This window comes from Burkholderia sp. BCC1644 (genome assembly GCF_902833225.1).
Classification (GTDB): Bacteria; Pseudomonadota; Gammaproteobacteria; order Burkholderiales; family Burkholderiaceae; genus Burkholderia.
The window spans coordinates 284508-301522 of record NZ_CADFEI010000004.1; the positions used below are offsets into that span (position 1 = coordinate 284508).

A 17015-nucleotide genomic window follows, 5' to 3' on the forward strand; every position below is an offset into this window, starting at 1 on the left:
GTAGCGGTCGTCTGTTCGGTCAATAAAAAAGCGCAGCCCGCGGGCTGCGCTTTTTTATTGGCGGGGCGGCGTGCGTCTGGCGCGCCGCGTCCGCTTTACGAGCAGAACTTCGCGAGCAGCCCGAGTTGCGCGTTGCGGATCGTCTTGCCGGAGCGGCGGCGGCGGTAGTGGCCGTCGCTGTGCATCTGCCACGCCGACTGGTTGTCGCCGAGACACACCGACAGGCCCTCGGCGATCACGCGCCGCTTGAGCTTGCGCTCGCGGATCGGGAACGCGACTTCGACGCGGCGGAACAGGTTGCGGTCCATCCAGTCGGCGCTCGACAGATAGACGTCCTCCGCACCGCCCGCGTGGAAGTAGTAGATCCGGTGGTGTTCGAGGAAGCGGCCGACGATCGAGCGCACCGTGATGTTTTCCGACAGCCCCGGCACGCCGGGCTTCAGTGCGCAGACGCCGCGCACGATCAGGTCGACCTTGACGCCGGCCTGCGACGCTTCGTACAGCGCGGCGATCACCGACGGCTCCAGCAGCGCGTTCATCTTCGCGACGACGCGCGCACGCTTGCCGGCGCGCGCGTTGTCGATTTCCGCGCGGATCGCGTCGATGATGCGCGGATGCAGCGTGAACGGCGACTGCCACAGCTCGTGCAGCGAGAGTTCGCCGCCGATCCCGGTCAGTTGCTGGAACACGTGATGGACGTCCTCGCAGATCTTCTGGTCGGCCGTCATCAGCCCGAAGTCGGTGTAGAGGCGTGCCGTGCGCGGGTGGTAGTTGCCGGTGCCGAGGTGCACGTAGCGGCGCAGCGACGCCTTGCCGGCCTGCACGACACGCCGCACGATCAGCATCATCTTCGCGTGGCACTTGTGGCCGACCACGCCGTACACGACATGCGCGCCGACGGCTTCGAGCTGCGACGCCCAGTTGATGTTGGTTTCCTCGTCGAAGCGCGCGAGCAGCTCGACGACGACGGTCACTTCCTTGCCGTTGCGCGCGGCTTCCATCAGCGCATCCATCAGCGGCGAATCGGTGCCGGTGCGGTAGATCGTCTGCTTGATCGCGACGACGCTCGGGTCCTTCGCGGCCTGCTGCAGCAGTTCGAGCACGGGCTGGAAGCTCTCGTACGGGTGGTGCAGCAGGATGTCGCCGTTGTCGATCGCGTCGAACATCGTCGGCGCGTTCGTGATCGCATCCGGAATCGACGCGGTGAACGGCGTGAACTTCAGGTCGGGGCGGTCGACGAGATCGGGAATCTGCATCAGGCGCACGAGGTTCACGGACCCGGCCACGCGATAGCAGTCCTTTTCGCCGAGCTCGCTTTCCTCGAGCAGGCGCCGCACGATGTGCAGCGGCGTGTCGGCCGACACTTCGAGGCGTACGGCATTGCCGAGGTGGCGCGCGGGCAGTTCGCCCTGCAGCGCGACGCGCAGGTTCGTGATTTCGTCTTCGTCGACGAACAGCTCGCTGTTGCGCGTGATGCGAAACTGGTTGCAGCTCTTCACGACGAGCTGCGGGAAGAGTTCGCCGACGAAGCGCTGCATGAACGAGCTCAGCAGCACGAAGCCGTGCTCGAAACCCGATAGCGCGTGCGGCATGCGCACGACGCGCGGCAGCGCGCGCGGCGCCTGCACGATACCCATCACGGCCTGGCGGCCGAACGCGTCGCGGCCTTCGAGCTCGACGACGAAGTTCAGGCTCTTGTTCAACACGCGCGGGAACGGGTGCGCCGGATCGAGGCCGATCGGCGTCAGCACGGGCAGCAGTTCATCGAGGAAGTAACGCCGCGCCCATTCGAGCTGCTCGTCGTTCCACGTGTCGCTCGCGTGGAAGTAGATGCCTTCCTGTTCGAGCGCGGGCAGCACGGTTTCGTGCAGCATCGTGTACTGTCGATGGACGAGCCGCTGCGCGCGTTCGACGACGAGATCGTAAGCATGCTGTAACGACATGCCGTCGGGTGTCAGTGCGCCGGGGTTGTCGCGGATCTGTTCCTGAAGGCCGGCCATGCGGACTTCGAAGAATTCGTCGAGGTTGCTGCTGGTGATGCAGATGAAACGGAGGCGCTCGAGCAACGGGACTTGAGGATCGGCCGCCTGGGCCAGCACGCGCTCGTTGAAACCGAGGATGCCGAGTTCACGATTGAGAAGCGGATAACGGACGGACATCGGCAGGGTAGGGGGTGATTCAGGCGATGATTCGAAAGGACGCTCGGAAACTCTCACGGTACGATGACGTGCTGATGACAATACTGTATTTATATCGGCAAATTCTACGCTGGAACCATTTCGTCTCATAAATGTTTCGGCTATATGGAATCAAGCAGTGTGATCGAGCAGTGTGCATGCCCGTGAAGCGTGGCAATGGCAAGCGTTCCACGCTTAAAATGTCGCCTTTGATTGATCGCCCAGGGCTGCCGGTCCGGCTGCCGCGGGTGAACGCGCACGGAGCCCCCTTCTGATGGTTACAACTCCCCACTTGCTGGCTGCCGTGGATCTCGGCTCGAACAGCTTCCGGCTGATCGTCGGTCGCGTCGAGGAAACGCCGGCGGGCAGCCAGATCTATCCCGTCGACGCGCTGCGCGAGCCCGTTCGGCTGGCCGCGGGCCTGTCGAGCGACAAGATGCTCGATCGTGCGTCGCAGGAGCGTGGCTGGGAGGCGCTCAAGCGGTTCGGCGAGCGCCTGCGCGATTTCCATCCCGATCATGTGCGGGCGGTGGCGACCAACACGCTGCGCGTCGCGAAGAACGCGGGCGAGTTTCTCGGCGAGGCTGAAGCGGCGCTCGGTTTTCCGATCGAAGTGATCGCGGGCCGCGAAGAAGCGCGGCTGATCTATGCGGGCGCCGCGCACTCGGTGCCGGCGAGCGCCGGCAAGCGGCTCGTCGTCGACATCGGCGGCGGCTCGACCGAATTCATCATCGGCTCGCACTACACGCCGATCGTGATGGAGAGTCTGTATATCGGCTGCGTGAGCCACAGCCGCACGTTCTTTCCGGCCGGCAACGTCGACGAATACACGATGCGGCAGGCCGAACTCGCGGCCAAGCGCGAGATCCAGATCATTTCGAGCGAGTACAAGAAGGCCGGCTGGGACCAGGCGATCGGTTCGTCCGGCACCGCGCGTGCGCTTGCGGAACTCGTCGAGGCGAACGGCTTCAACGATCCGGGCATCACGCACGGCATTTCGCGTGGCGGCCTCGAGCGCCTGAAGCGCGCGCTGATCAAGTCGGAGAACGTCAACCGGCTGAAGCTGGTCGCGCTGAAGCCCGATCGCGTGCCCGTGCTCGCGGGCGGCCTCGCGATCATGCTCGCGGTGTTCGAGGAGCTCGGCGTCGATTACGTCGATACGACCGACGGCGCGCTGCGTCTCGGCGTGCTGTACGACCTGCTCGGCCGGACGCAGCACGAGGACATGCGCGCGGTGACCGTCGAGGGCTTCACGCGTCGCTACGGCGTCGATCGCGCGCAGGCCGAGCGGATCGGTGCGCTCGCCGGGCGTTTCTACGACGAACTCGAGGAAGACGACGAAGAGGCGCGCGAGGAAGGACGGATGTTCCTCGGCTGGGCGGCTGCGTTGCACGAGATCGGCCTGTCGATCTCGCACAGCGCGTATCACAAGCATTCCGCCTATATCGCGAGCAACGCGGACATGCCGGGCTTTTCGCGCACCGACCAGGCGCGGCTCGCCGCGCTCGTGCTCGGTCACGCGGGCAAGCTCGGCAAGCTGTCGCAGGCGCGCGAGGTCGAGTGGCCGCTGTTGTTCTGCCTGCGGCTCGCGGCGCTGCTGTGCCGGCGCCGGACCGATGCGGGGCTGCCCGACATTTCCGTTTCGCAGATGAAGAAGGGCGGGTATGAAGTGCGCTTGCCGAGCGCATGGGTCGAGCAGAACCCGTTGACCGACTACAGCCTCAGCCAGGAGGCTGCCGAGTGGGAGAAGGTCGGTATCCCGTATCGCGTGGTGTACACCGGCGCGTAACGGGCCGATAGCGGGGCCTGGAGGCGTTGGACGGGAGCGTGGTTGCGGCGCCCTCAGGCGTGCCGCACGATCGTCCTGACGGCTCGCTCAATCCGACGAGCAGACGATCGCGGTCAGGAACGGGAACGCCTGCTTGACGGTCGCGTCGCTGCCGGCCTTGCGCACGGCTTCCTCCACCGAACTCTTCGTGCCGCGTACCACGACGCCGTAGGCCCAGTCGCCGATCGGCGTACCGTCGCCCGGACGGAAGATCGGGTCGTTCGCCTGATAGCCCAGCACGACATAGACGCCGAAGCCGTATGCGGTCAGCGGGTGGCTCGTGCGGAACGCGTTGACCGAGTTCGATTCGACATGCATGGGCTCCGACTGGATGTCGCCGGCGGCGAGCAGCGGCGCGACGAACTTGTGGCCGGTCGAATGGCAGTCGAGCGCATTGTCGAGCGCCTTGGCCGAAGCGGTGCCGGCGGTCGCGAGTGCGAGCAGCGACGCGCAGAGCGTGGTCTTGAGAATGTTGTTTTTCATGCGCGGGTGCGGGTTGTTCACGCGCATTATCGCGTGTTCCCGGAAGTGCCGTGCGCGGGTTGCGGGCAGGGGCCTGAGCGTTGTCGCGTCGCTGCCCCAATGAATCCCTACAATGAATTGAAGTGCGCGAGCCGGGTGACCGCACGTGCGATTCAGCGGCCCGGAAACGGAAAAGGGGCTACGGTGTTTAACCGTAACCCCTTGATTCCTTGGTCGGAGCGATAGGATTCGAACCTACGACCCTCTGATCCCAAATCGGGCGCTCCTGCCATTTTTAACGTCGTTGGCGATCGATTAAAATCATAAGCCATTGATTTTATGTAATATTCAAGCTCATTGCGATTTTGTGTTCCGACCCACAACGCTACACGTAGTAGCAACGATGAGCGATAGCGAGAAAGCGCAGCGTGCGGGCAAGGACGCCCTGAATTTCACGAAAGCGGCGATCGAAGCGTTGGCGATGCCAGAGAAGGGTTGGAAGTATTACTACGACGCGAAGGTGGGCGGTCTTGCGATCGGCATCGGCCCGGACGGCGTCAAGACGCTCACTCTCTATCTGAAAGCAAATCGAAGGAAATGGCGGATCAAGATTGGGCGCTATCCTGATCTGACGGTCGGTAAGGCGAGGATGCAAGCTCTGACCCTGATCAAGAATCGCTGCTGTTCCAAACTGGCCTGAAGTTGTCTCGCTAACGGCCGCTTTCCCATTTGTTTGTTGTCTCTCGGCCGCGATCGTAGTTGCGACCGATGTTTCCCAGTAGCACACACTCACCAACGAATTCCGGAACGTGGCGGTATCCTCGATTCGGTAATCAATCGACCAGTTTCTTACCGCGCGGAGGGAAGCCCCGGTGATGGTAATCAATCCCGGGCGGAAGAGAGACCTACTCATCGAGCGCACGCATGCCGGGTTGGCGCGTGCCAAAGCCGAAGGGAGGAAACTCGGTCGCCAAGACACGCCGACGGCGGAACAAAAGACCGAAATTCGGCAGAAACTAGCGGAAGGTGCTACTGCACGGGGACTGGCGAAGGAATATGCCGTCTCGCATCCGACTATCCTGAAGGTGGCGCACCCGACGTAAATAATGCTTAGGATAATGCAGCTGATTGGCTGATCTGCATCGGCGTAAGATGCCGTCTCTCAAATTCCGTCGATTAATCTCGTGACCAAGAAACGGTCCCCTTCGCGGAAAAGTAAGCGCCCTTTGTCCAAGGAGATGCTGTTGCCTCTTCCGGCCGCGACCGCCCGCAAGAAATCGATCGAACATCATATGGCGTGCCATACCCTCGCATCTGGTGAGGGTAGCCGTTCGGTTATCGCTCAGTTATTCAATACCGTCTATAACGCGTACTTTGTCCACGAAGCGACTGAGGGGGCGATCTGACCTGGACTTGTTTCGCGCAGTTGAAGCCGTGCTTCACGATTGCGCCGTACGCGGCAAGGCTGAGGGCAAATTCACGGTCACAGACGATGGCATGGTCGTGATCCGCGAGGTGCTTGTGCTCCGTGACGAGCAATTGCTGAACTCCCCGTCCTATGTCATTGCGGATGGCCAAGCACGGCTCGCCGCATTTCTGTCCAACGATTCGTTGTCACCAATCGCGCCTGAATGTATCCCCGGCGTCAATTGACAACTTGGCGTTAATTTTTGTCAAGCTGCGTCATATTTTTCAGACTTTAGATAAAATCGCGCGAGCGACCTACCGTCGCAACGGCTGACCGTCTTTGTGTCATTTTCTTGACGGTTGAACCTGAGAGAGAAGGATAACGAAAAATGGTAATCAGACCGTCCACACTCGGGGACCTGAAGTTTCGCGATTTGCATGATGCGATCGGCAAGGGCATTTTGCAGCAGGGCCGGCTGTTGATGCTGGACACCCCGCTTGGTAAGAATGCGCTGGTGCCGTTGCGTGTACGAGGATCGGCCAGAATCGGGCGTGACTACTCGTACACGATCGACGTTGCATCGACGCGCGATGATACAGCGCTGCTGTCGCTGATGCACCAGCCTGTCACCCTGCGGATTCAACAGATGACGGCTCCCTTTGCGGTTCCCGTCTATCGTCCGGTCCACGGTTTCGTGCATCGGGTTGCCTATCTTGGTGGAAATGGCGATCTTTCTACGTACCAGATCGAATTTTCATCGGCACTGGTCTTCCTCGACAAAACCCACAACGAAGAAGGCTGGCTCGAGAAAGACGCGCGCGAAATCATTTCCGACATACTCGATCGGTATCCGCAATTACGCGGGCAGTATCGTTTCGCGCTGTCGTCCGATCCTGCCAAGCGGTCGTGGTGCAGACAGAGCGAATCCGATCTTCACTTTGTGAACCGCTTGGCTGAGGTCGAGGGTTGGTATTTCTACTGGGTCCACGAAAACGTTAGCGAAGGCGACGCTCCCAAGACGACGCTCGTCATCGTTGATCGCGTGTCGTCGCTTCCCGACGCGAAGTCGGTTGAATTTATCCGCGCGAACGACAGCAACGAGTCTGATGGATTTGCCCATTGGGCCTCGGTGCAGACGATGCAGAGCACGCGCTATATGTCGCGCGCATTCGACTACAAGCGCCCGGCGTCCAATTTTGAGGCTGAGAGCGCACTCGCGGCGACAAGTTATTCAACGGATGAGCGCAACGAGAAAGCTGAGCATAACGTTCCCGATGTGCCGATGACCGTGTATGAGTCGACGGCCTATGGGTATTCCAGTTCGGACAACGGCGAAGTGCGCGCACAGCGTCGCGTGCAGGTGTGGGATGCGCGGGCAAGCCGATATTTCGGTGTAGGTGGCGTGCGATGGCTCGATGCCGGTCTACGGTTCGTGTTGAACAACCATCCACGTCACGGAGACGGTGACTCCAAGAAGCGGGAATTTCTGGTGGTCGAGGCGCGATGGTTCATTGAGAACAACGTGCCGATCGGTCAGCAGATGGCCGAATTTCCCCAAAGTCTGCGTGCCACATTGGCCGAGCAGCAGGCGATTCATCGCGAACGGTTCAAGACGCCTGACCATGAGGCAGATGGTTCGGCCGGATTTTTCGTGCTCGAAGTTGAAGCGCAGCCCACGACGGTCGAATTCCGAAGCCCGCTGGATCATACGAAGCCGGTCATGTCGATTGAGCATGCGCTCGTCGTCACGCCGGACGGCGCTGAGGCATGGACGAACGACCGGAACCAGATCAGGGTGCATTTCGCATGGGATCGCAAGAACCCACCGGATGCCTTCAACTCCTCTCCGTTGCTGTCGTCGCTTCAATCCGATACCGGGAACGGTTATGGAGCGGTTCACGTTCCGAGGGCGCGTGAATGGGTCATCGTCGGTTACTGGAACGGTGACTGTGACAAGCCGTTCGTGCTGGGGCGAATCAACGGCGGTACGACGCCGTCCCAATGGCATTCGAATGCTTTGCTGTCCGGGTTCAAGTCGGAAGGGTTCGGCAAGACGGGTGCCTACAACTCGTTCGTTCACGACGACTCTACGAATCAAAGCGGGACACGGCTGGTCAGCTATACCGGCAAGAGCTATGCGGCGCTGACGCAGGGCTACCTGATCAAGCATGACGACAACACACGCGGCCAGTATCTGGGGGCCGGTTTCGTTCTGCATGCCGACGAGTTCGGTGCGGTTCGCGCCAGCAAGGGGCTGTCCATCAGTTCGCACTCGAAATCCTACGACGATGAACAAATGAGCGTCGACGAGGCGCGATCACAGTTGCAGCAGGCCGGAATGCTGGTCGAATCGCTGTCCAGCGCAAGCACGACCGCTCAGGCGGAATCGTTGCAAACCGGGCAGGATGCGCTCAAGGCCCTGTCGAAGGACATCCAGCACCCGGTATCGGGTGATACGTCAGGCGGGGTGACGGCGGGCGGCGGTACGGGCAGCGCCAACGGATTTGCGCAGCCGAACATTCTGGTATCGACGCCGAAAGACATTGCACTGGTCGCGGACAACTCGACGCATATCGTGGCCGAGAAAGAGGTCAACGTTGTCAGCAACGAAAACACGTACGTCGCAACGGGCAAGTCGCTAGTCGTGGCTGCTGCGGAAAAGGTCAGCTTCTTCGCTCAGAAACTCGGCGCGTTCTTTGTCACGGCGAAAGGTCCGATCAAATTGTCGGCCAACACGGACGACGTGAACATCAATGCAGGCAAAGACGTGACCGTAAAGGCCAAGCGCATTGTGCTCGACGCAGATGAAATCATCATCAAGGCTGGCGGTTCGTACACGAGGTGGGTGGCTGCTGGCATCGAGGATGGTACGCAAGGGCCGCGCACGATCAAATCGGCGTCGCTCAGTCGTCAGGGGCCGAGTTCGATTGCGCAGCATATGAACAACCTGCCGCAGGCCAAATTCAACGATCCATATGTGCTGCGCGATCGCATCACGGGCGAGGTGCTGAAAAACCATCCGTACGAACTTATCCGCGGGGACGGCACACGCCTAACCGGGATGACGAACGAACTGGGGCACGTGGCCGAGCAGAAGAGCGAGGATATCGAGAAGCTTGCGGTGCGCGCATTGCGGCCGAAGCCGACCGGTCCTGCGGCATGAATCCGATAACCGATGGTCGAATCTGAAGAACGACGATGAGTGAAAACACAGAACAATCCGGCGGCGGATCGCCGTTCAGTGACGATGCCGAGAACGAAGTCGTCCAGCAGGCTGGTCGCACGGACAAGGACGGGGCGTCGGTCGGGCATTTTACATTGACTCCGGCGAGTGACACGCGCTCCAAAGAACTGCTGTGCGACGTGCGGCCAATCATTCCGGTGATCTTCCTGCCAGGCGTGATGGGATCGCCGTTGATGAACACCGACACCGGTGACGAGATGTTCTTTGCGCCGGAGACGGACGGCCTATTGGGGAAGGCGGGCGCATTGCCCGCACTGATCGGCCTGTGGTTCAAGGGCGCGTCCACGCGAGAAACGCGGTTCGACCCGACTAAGGCCGCCGTGACACCGTTCGGGCCGGTCAGTGCTGGCAAGCACGAAAAGGATGACGACCCGAACCAGTACGTGGACGAGAAGGAGGCCATTCGGCGGGGTTGGGGCTCGGTGTATCGGTCGAGCTATCAGCCGATGTTGGCGTGGCTACAGGAGCAACTGAACGAGCCGATGCATCTGGGGAAGCATAAAGGGCCGTGGATTCAAGGCGACCCTGACGGCGAGAAGTGGGCGCTCAAGCCACTGCTGGACACCGAGCCTTCCGACTATGGAGCGATCGACGCCGGCGCGCAACACCGTGGGCAGGCGATCACGAAAGATTCGGAAGTATTCAAGCACTTCATGAAATACCAGTACCGAGTGTACGCGATCGGCTACAACTGGCTGCAATCGAATGAAAAATCGGCGCAAGAGGTGATTAATGGTTCGAATTTCACGGACAAGAAGACCGGCAAGGTCACGCGCCTGATGGGCATCAAGGAGATCATCGACGAGAATCATAGCGGCAAGGCGATCATACTCACGCACTCGATGGGTGGGCTAGTTGCACGGATGGCGATCGCCATGCACGGCGGAGCGGGCCTAATGCACGGCGTGTTCCACAACGTGCTACCAGCGACCGGGGCGCCAATCGCGGCGAAGCGGTTCCGCACTGGTGGCGGCAGCGAGGGCGGGGTGAACGGTTTTATCAACGGCGCCTTGCTCGGGAGCAATGCAGACGAGTTTGTGGCGGTGGCCGCGAATGCGCCGGGGCCACTTGAGCTGTTGCCGATGCCGGATTACCACAACGGTGAGGCATGGTGGATTTTTTCGCCGCTCAACGGTGATCCGGTAATGAAGCTGCCGCAGCAGGGCGATGTGTACAACGAGATTTATATTAATCCGAAGTGGTACGGATTAGTACCCGAGCAATCTATTTCGCTCCTCGATCCGGCTGGCATTGTCCAAAAGCGGCTCGACAAGCAGCCGGTGAAAACGACCGTGTCTGAGAACTTTGCAAAAACAATGCTTTTTGTTGTGCGCAATCAGGAGAAAATAAAAGATAAATACCATGACAAAACATACGTAGCATATGGGGATGGCGCGCTGACGCCCAAGGCATCAACCGCATCGAGCGATGGGCACGACAAACCTAAGATCGAGAAAAGCGAGAAGCTTGACGATTTGTTGGCATGGGGCACGGTGATCTGGAAGGGGAATATACCGCCCGGCGTAACGGAGGAAGAACTGCGCGCCGCGCGGTTCCTGGGTGAGAAACACGACGATTCCCACACCGGCACGCTGCGCGTGCACCTGGACTCACGCAACGTTACGGTCGAATTTGAGGTGCAGAAAGTAGCGAAGCTGCCGCCTGGCAGCGACGCCCCCGATCCCAAAAAAAATGGCATCGTACCAGGTGACGGAACGGTGCCGGTCTGGTCTGCTGAAGCTCCCGCACACAGTGCGGAGGGAGGCGCGGCCCACGGCGTACAAATGGTGTTTGACCAAGGAGGCTATGTGCACCAAGAAAGCTATAACCATCCATGGGCGCGCTGGGCGCTTCTCTACAGCATCGTGCAAATCGCGCAGGATGCACAGTCATGCTGAGGCGTTTTGGGCGACTCCTGTTTTTGGTGGCGGGCGTGTGCGCCTGTTCGATAACGTTTTCGGGTGAACCGACTATGACGAATCCTTTGTTTTCCAAGTCGCGCCCGTGGTGCATCGGCCGCTTCGTGTTCGACCGGCCAGTGGCAAGTAAAATCACGAATCAACGATATGCATTTTGGGGGGACAAACTAGAGACGCAGCACAACGCATCTCCGGGCGAATATCAAGCTAAAGTTGACGCAGCGGAAAAGAAATATCGCACTGAAAGACGCTTTGATCCTGCAAATCCAAGAAATCAATCGGGGCCTGTTTGGCTTGAGAAAGTATTTTCTCCGACAAAGACTTCAAAGGTTTTCGCTTATCAAGAAGGAATCGCAAAAGCTGCGAAGTTGCCTTTTGATACGGATGGTTATATTTACGAGAACAACACCTTGTTCCATACGACCGGGTCAGTTGGCTCAGGTGGTTTAGACAAGTTCGAGCCTGTTTACACCGATCTCTACCGTCGCATCAAAGCACGCGATAACTGGTCGGTGCCGACGGAGTCGGGATTCTGCTTCGACGGCGGAATTGCCACGGGGTCGTCAACCTACACCGAGGAAGTCAGCCAGTCGTTCGCACTGATGCCGGGACGGCCTGCTCTGCTGGTGATTCAGATGCGGGATTCAGTCGACGTCGACCAGAAAGAACCGCTGACCAAGACACTGCCCGCCCTGCGTGCGCAGATGGATCGCGTGTCGAGCGGGAGCTACCGGATTCTGCGGCAAGGCAAGCACACGGTGGCCGGGATGGATGCCGAGGAAGTCCTGTTTGCACTGAAGGAAGGTGAGATCACATCCTACCGCTTCTACCTGCTTGCGCCGGGCGATCCGAGCACGCTGGCGAAACCGCATACCGCTATTCAATTGCTGTTGGGTGCACCCAGTCCCGACCTGTCGCCCGACCAGGCAAGCTCGCCGGTGGACGAGGCCGGTGCACTGCAAACATGGGATACGCTGCTGAACAGCCTTCGGCTGCGGCCGGGCGCGGTTTGAGCGAGGGTGTGATGCGACGCTATGACATTGTGAAGGGTGACACGACGACAGTCGGAGGCATCGTACAGGGCGGCGATGGACAGGACATGCTGCTCGGCCGCGAGCAGGCATATGAACACGATCCGGTGTGGTGCCCGGTGTGCAAGATCGTCGGCGTGATAGTGTGTGACGGACCACGCCATTCGAGCACCGGGCCGGATGGTCGGCAGTCGGCGTTGAGCGACGATCTCTGTCGCTGCGCATGTCCGACACCTCCGAAACTAGTGGCGTCGCAGTCGGTATCGTACGTCGAGGTCTGAACGGTTGGTGATTCGAACGGAATATTGAACGACGTCCCCTATCTCTCCGTTCCCGGCACTGGGCCGATATCGTGGTGCTAGACGCCTTCTCCTTTTCTACTCCATTGGTAGCGAAGCCCCGTTTCCGTGACAACCCGTGACGAGCGATTCGCAATGCTTCAGGATTACCTCACGGACGCGGGCTTCGTGTTGCTCGAGCGCAAGTGGCATAGCGTGCATCATCAGTACCGGTTCCGCTGCGTAGACAAGCACGTTTCCACGATGTCTGGTGCGAGTTTTATGCTCAGGGTGCGCGGGCAGGGTGGGTCATTAATCTGCCATCAGTGCCGGGTCAAGCAGACGCTGGCTTGCCTTCACGATATCGCCCTTCAAGCAGGAGGTCAGTGCCTGAGCAAGCGGTATCGTGGAAAAAATGCGCACTACCGCTTTGTCTGTGCCGCACGTCACAAATTCGAAGCCACAGCCGGATCAGTTCTGACGGGGCACTGGTGTGCAAAGTGCTCGACGGAACGACGAGCTGAGCGTCGTCGATATCAAGGTGGACTGAAACCGATACAGGATCGTGCGCAAGGGCGTGGCGGAGAATGCCTGTCGACCATCTATGACGGGAGAATGGCGAAGTATCGATTTCGATGCGTCTGCTGGCGCTCGAGATGCCCGACGCAATCCCATATCATTTGAACTGGAAGGTATCCGAGACCCACCAGGCATTTTGGCATCTCTGCGCGACAATCGATCACGTCGTACCAGTCGGCACGGACGATGAAAAGGCGGCGCTGGATCGGGATAGGACGGCGTGCCATCGGGTGCGATTCCTTATGGAAATCGCTCCAGATGGTAGCAATGGAGTAGCGATGCGGCTGGATGCGACAAAAGAAAAAGGGGTTAGCATCAGCTAACCCCTTGATTCCTTGGTCGGAGCGATAGGATTCGAACCTACGACCCTCTGATCCCAAATCAGATGCGCTACCAGGCTGCGCTACGCTCCGACGAGCCAAAGATTATATCGGTACGTGCCAGATTAGGTCAATCGCAATATGCGGGTAAATGCCGCGGCGGTGAACCGCCGCGATTTGCGACAATTTGCGCGGTAATCGGCCGTACCCGTGTGCATGTGCGCGCGGACGCTCGCCGAAGCAAGGAGAACATCATGATGAACCTGATCCTGTGGCGTCACGCCGAAGCCGAAGACTACGCGGCGAGCGATCTCGCGCGCCAGCTGACCGTTCGTGGCCGCAAGGACGCGCAGGCGATGGCCAAATGGCTGCGCAGCAGGCTCGAGACGAATAGCGTGATCCTCGCGAGCCCGGCGGCCCGTACCGTGCAGACGGTCGAGGCGCTGACCGATCAGTACCGTACCGTCGATGCGCTCGCACCGGGCGGCAGCGTCGACGACGTGCTCGAAGCGGCAGGCTGGCCGGAAGGCATCGCGCCGACGGTCGTGATCGTCGGACACCAGCCGACGCTCGGCAGCGTCGCCGCGCAATTGATCGCCGGCAGCGACGACAGCTGGAGCGTCAAGAAGGGGGGAATCGTGTGGTTGGCGAGCCGCACGCGTGACGGTAGCCGGCAGGCCGTATTGCGCGCGGTATTGACGCCGGAACTGGTGTGAAGCCCGGCTGAATGGGTTTGAAGGGATTCATCATACGGTTTCGCAAGCTTTCTGCTAAAGTCAATTCGGCGACACGTCATTGAAAGGACACGGTCGTGCCACATAACGGTCACGGCCGATTACTACATTGGCGGGCATGTCGCCTTATTCCTTACGACCAGGAAAGCCTGATGCGAGAACTGCCGACGCCTACGCTCCCTTTTGCCTCGCTGCCCCTCGACACGTCGCGGCGCCACCTGCCGCGCGCCAGTGAAACCGTCACATCGGAGTATCGCCTGCGCGCCGCATGGGCGCGCACGGAAGACGAATTGCGCGAAGCCCAGCGCCTGCGCTACAGCGTGTTCGCCGAAGAGATGGGCGCGCAGGTCAGCGGCCCGTCCGGTCTCGACGTCGATCCGTTCGACGCATACTGCGACCACCTGCTGGTTCGCGATCTCGACACGTTGAAAGTCGTCGGCACGTACCGCGTGCTGCCGCCGCACCAGGCGGCGCGCGTCGGCCGCCTGTACGCCGAAGGCGAATTCGATCTGTCGCGCCTCACGCACCTGCGCGGCAAGATGGTCGAGGTTGGCCGCTCGTGCGTGCACAGCGACTACCGCAGCGGCGCCGTCATCATGGCGCTGTGGGGCGGCCTCGGCGCATACATGATGCAGAACGGCTACGAGACGATGCTCGGCTGCGCGAGCGTGTCGATGGCCGATGGTGGCCACTATGCGGCGAACCTGTACCAGTCGCTGTCGGCCGGCTCGCTGACGGCGCCCGAATATCGCGCGTTCCCGCACACGGCACTGCCGGTCGACGAACTGCAAACGGGTACCGTCGTCGCGCCGCCGCCGCTGATCAAGGGCTACCTGCGCCTCGGTGCGAAGATCTGCGGCGCACCGGCCTGGGATCCCGACTTCAACTGCGCGGATTTCCTGACGCTGTTCCGCCTGTCCGACATCAACGCGCGCTACGCCCGCCACTTCCTGGGCTGAGCCGTCTGAACCACGTCGCGCCCGTTGCGGGCGCGCGCAAACGAACGCCGTCGCACGGCCATGGCCATGCGACGGCGTTTGTGCATTCGGCCCTGATAATTTCCGGAGTGCGCGGTTTCCGGCGTGCCGCGGCACGGCACGTTTCCGGGCGGCCCGGGTTCGGTACGGGCCGGACTGCAGGACGACTTGCTCAGTGCTTGCGCCGCCAGTCGAGCAGGTGATGTTCCGCCATCCAGTGGTGGATCATTCCTTCGCCGTCATGGCTACGCTTGTATTCGCGCGACTCGAAGTACGACAGCGCGACCAGCACCATCAGGCCAATGAACAGGCCGATCAGGCCCGCAATTTCTTCAGACGACATGGCAGCCTCCTTTCCACGGCACAGCGCCATGCGTACATAGTAGGACATGCGCGGCGCGACTCTGAAACCTGATTTCAGCTAGACTCGGCGCGGTCCCGGCGCGCGATGGGCGCACCGTTTTCCGGAGCCATACCCGATGACCCGTTTCATGCTGGCCGTGCTGGCCGCGTCCTTTCTCGCCGGCTGCGGCAGCGACCCTCGTCAGGCGCGCCGCGGCCACCCGCCGGAAGATCCGGCCGACTATCACGGCGTGCCGACCGACATGACGCCGCCGTCGATGCTCGACGCGCCGCCGCCGAAGCCGACGCAGTAACGGTCAGCCGGGCCCGCCGTTACGCGCGTGCGGCGGGTGTGACGTGCGCGTCGGCGCCGATGCGCGTCAGCAGTCCAGGCAGGTAGCGCGCGAGCGTCGCGCCGCGCGCGGCCATGAACAGCAGCAGCGCGAACCAGAGGCCGTGATTGCCGAACGTGCCGACGGCGGTGAGCGTGGCCGCAATGAAGATCGAGAACGACACGACCATCGCGCGCATCAGCGATTGCGTCTGCGTGGCGCCGATGAAGACGCCGTCGAGCAGGAAGCCCCAGACCGACACGATCGGCGAGATCGCAGCCCACGGCAGGTAGCGCAGCGCGACGGCGCGGATCTCGGCCTGATCGGTCAGGCGCGCGACGATCCAGCCGCCCGCCGCCCAGTAGACGAGCGCGAACAGCAGCGCGCCGAGGGCCGACCAGAGCAGCGTGACGCGTACCGCCTGCCGAAATGCGCGGCGGTCGCGCGCGCCGGCCGCCGCGCCGACGAGCGCCTCGGCCGCATGCGCGAAGCCGTCGAGGCCATAGGCCATGAAGGTCTGGAAATTCAGCAGCAGCGCGTTTGCCGCGAGCGTTGCGTCGCCCTGTTTCGCGCCGAGGTGCGCGAACCAGCCGAACGCACCGAGCAGGCACAGCGTGCGCAGGAAGATGTCGCGATTGAGCGCGATCAGCCGTTTGAGCGCGACGCGGTCGGCGAGCGTGCGTACCGCGATCGGCGCCAGGCCGCGCGGGCGCAGCCGCCACAGGATCCACGCGCCGAGCGCGAAACCGCAGGCATCCGCGGTGGCGGTTGCGGCGCCGATGCCGGCGATGCCCCAGTCGAAGCCGTACACATAGAGCAGGACGGCGCCGATGTTCACCGCGTTGATGAACACCTGCGCGACGAGTGCGAGCCGCACGCGCTGCATGCCGAGCAGATAGCCGAGCACGACGTAGTTCGCGAGCGCGAAGGGCGCGCTCCAGATCCGCGCATGGCTGTACGCGAGCGCCGTTGCGCGGACGGCATCGCTGCCGCCGAGCGCGGACAGCGCGAACGACAGCAGCGGCACCTGCAGCGCGAGCACGGCTGTGCCGAGCGCGAACGCGACGATCAGCGCGCGCAGCAGGTTCAGGCGAATCCCGGCGGTGTCGCCGGCGCCATGCGCCTGTGCGACGAGACCGGTCGTTCCCATCCGCAGGAAGCCGAAACCCCAGAACACGAAATTGAAGAACAGCCCGCCGAGCGCGACGCCGCCCAGATACTGCGCGCCGTCGAGGTGACCGGCTACGGCCGTGTCGACGGCGCCGAGGATCGGCTGGGTCAGGTTCGCAAGGACGATCGGGAAGGCGAGCGCGAGGACGCGCCGGTGCGTGACGGTGGCCGAGCCGGCGCCGGCCCCGTGCGGTAACGCGGATTCGGACATGGC

The 17015-nt window shown here is 61.6% G+C and carries 14 protein-coding genes and 1 tRNA gene; 10 read left to right on the plus strand and 5 right to left on the minus strand.

Features of this window, described 5'->3' with window-relative positions:
* Positions 1–95 precede the first annotated feature (95 nt).
* A complete protein-coding gene (gene ppk1, locus HWX87_RS10115) occupies positions 96–2159 on the minus strand; it encodes a polyphosphate kinase 1 (RefSeq protein ID WP_176047009.1) in 2064 nt (687 codons plus the stop codon).
* A 292-nt stretch (positions 2160–2451) separates the two neighbouring features.
* Here ppk1 and ppx point away from each other — a divergent pair, with 292 nt between their 5' ends.
* Positions 2452–3966 carry an exopolyphosphatase gene (gene ppx / locus HWX87_RS10120; protein WP_176047010.1) on the plus strand — a complete coding sequence of 505 codons (1515 nt, stop codon included), beginning with the start codon at positions 2452–2454 and terminating at the stop codon, positions 3964–3966.
* An 87-nt stretch (positions 3967–4053) separates the two neighbouring features.
* On the opposite strand, the gene HWX87_RS10125 is transcribed toward ppx, so the two are convergent.
* Positions 4054–4488 carry a hypothetical protein gene (locus HWX87_RS10125; protein ID WP_176047011.1) on the minus strand — a complete coding sequence of 145 codons (435 nt, stop codon included), beginning with the start codon at positions 4486–4488 and terminating at the stop codon, positions 4054–4056.
* Between the two features lie 382 nt (positions 4489–4870).
* On the opposite strand from HWX87_RS10125, the gene HWX87_RS10130 reads away from it, so the two are divergent.
* The 6 genes from HWX87_RS10130 to HWX87_RS10155 all read left to right on the plus strand — a co-directional run bounded on the left by HWX87_RS10130 (position 4871) and on the right by HWX87_RS10155 (position 12350).
* On the plus strand, positions 4871–5167 hold the full coding sequence (locus HWX87_RS10130) for an Arm DNA-binding domain-containing protein (protein WP_244137650.1): 297 nt from the start codon (positions 4871–4873) through the stop codon (positions 5165–5167).
* Between the two features lie 713 nt (positions 5168–5880).
* Positions 5881–6120: a hypothetical protein gene (locus HWX87_RS10135; RefSeq protein WP_176047012.1), complete on the plus strand. Its 240-nt coding sequence runs from the start codon at positions 5881–5883 to the stop codon at positions 6118–6120.
* Between the two features lie 143 nt (positions 6121–6263).
* The gene (gene tssI / locus HWX87_RS10140; protein WP_176047013.1) at positions 6264–9038 is read left to right on the plus strand and encodes a type VI secretion system tip protein TssI/VgrG; all 2775 of its coding nucleotides are present in this window, start codon (positions 6264–6266) and stop codon (positions 9036–9038) included.
* Positions 9039–9073: 35 nt separating this feature from the next.
* Positions 9074–11017, plus strand: a complete 1944-nt coding sequence (locus tag HWX87_RS10145; protein WP_176047014.1) for an alpha/beta hydrolase — start codon at positions 9074–9076, stop codon at positions 11015–11017.
* Positions 11018–11091: 74 nt separating this feature from the next.
* Positions 11092–12051 carry a T6SS immunity protein Tli4 family protein gene (locus HWX87_RS10150; protein WP_176047161.1) on the plus strand — a complete coding sequence of 320 codons (960 nt, stop codon included), beginning with the start codon at positions 11092–11094 and terminating at the stop codon, positions 12049–12051.
* An 11-nt stretch (positions 12052–12062) separates the two neighbouring features.
* Complete coding sequence (locus HWX87_RS10155; RefSeq protein WP_176047015.1) at positions 12063–12350, plus strand: PAAR domain-containing protein; 288 nt, start codon at positions 12063–12065, stop codon at positions 12348–12350.
* A gap of 912 nt (positions 12351–13262) precedes the next feature.
* Here HWX87_RS10155 and HWX87_RS10160 read toward each other — a convergent pair.
* A tRNA-Pro gene (locus HWX87_RS10160) sits at positions 13263–13339 on the minus strand.
* 161 nt (positions 13340–13500) lie between these two features.
* On the opposite strand from HWX87_RS10160, the gene sixA reads away from it, so the two are divergent.
* Positions 13501–13962 (plus strand): phosphohistidine phosphatase SixA, encoded by a 462-nt coding sequence (sixA, locus tag HWX87_RS10165; RefSeq protein WP_176047016.1) that lies wholly within the window; start codon positions 13501–13503, stop codon positions 13960–13962.
* Positions 13963–14132: 170 nt separating this feature from the next.
* On the plus strand, positions 14133–14939 hold the full coding sequence (locus HWX87_RS10170; RefSeq protein WP_034206968.1) for a GNAT family N-acyltransferase: 807 nt from the start codon (positions 14133–14135) through the stop codon (positions 14937–14939).
* A gap of 190 nt (positions 14940–15129) precedes the next feature.
* Here the strand turns inward: HWX87_RS10170 and HWX87_RS10175 are convergent, their stop codons facing one another.
* Positions 15130–15300, minus strand: coding sequence for a hypothetical protein (locus tag HWX87_RS10175; protein WP_174380017.1), 171 nt, complete (start codon positions 15298–15300; stop codon positions 15130–15132).
* A gap of 136 nt (positions 15301–15436) precedes the next feature.
* Here HWX87_RS10175 and HWX87_RS10180 point away from each other — a divergent pair, with 136 nt between their 5' ends.
* Positions 15437–15613: a hypothetical protein gene (locus tag HWX87_RS10180; protein WP_176047017.1), complete on the plus strand. Its 177-nt coding sequence runs from the start codon at positions 15437–15439 to the stop codon at positions 15611–15613.
* Positions 15614–15632: 19 nt separating this feature from the next.
* On the opposite strand, the gene HWX87_RS10185 is transcribed toward HWX87_RS10180, so the two are convergent.
* Positions 15633–17012, minus strand: a complete 1380-nt coding sequence (locus tag HWX87_RS10185) for an MATE family efflux transporter (protein WP_176047018.1) — start codon at positions 17010–17012, stop codon at positions 15633–15635.
* Positions 17013–17015: the final 3 nt, after the last annotated feature.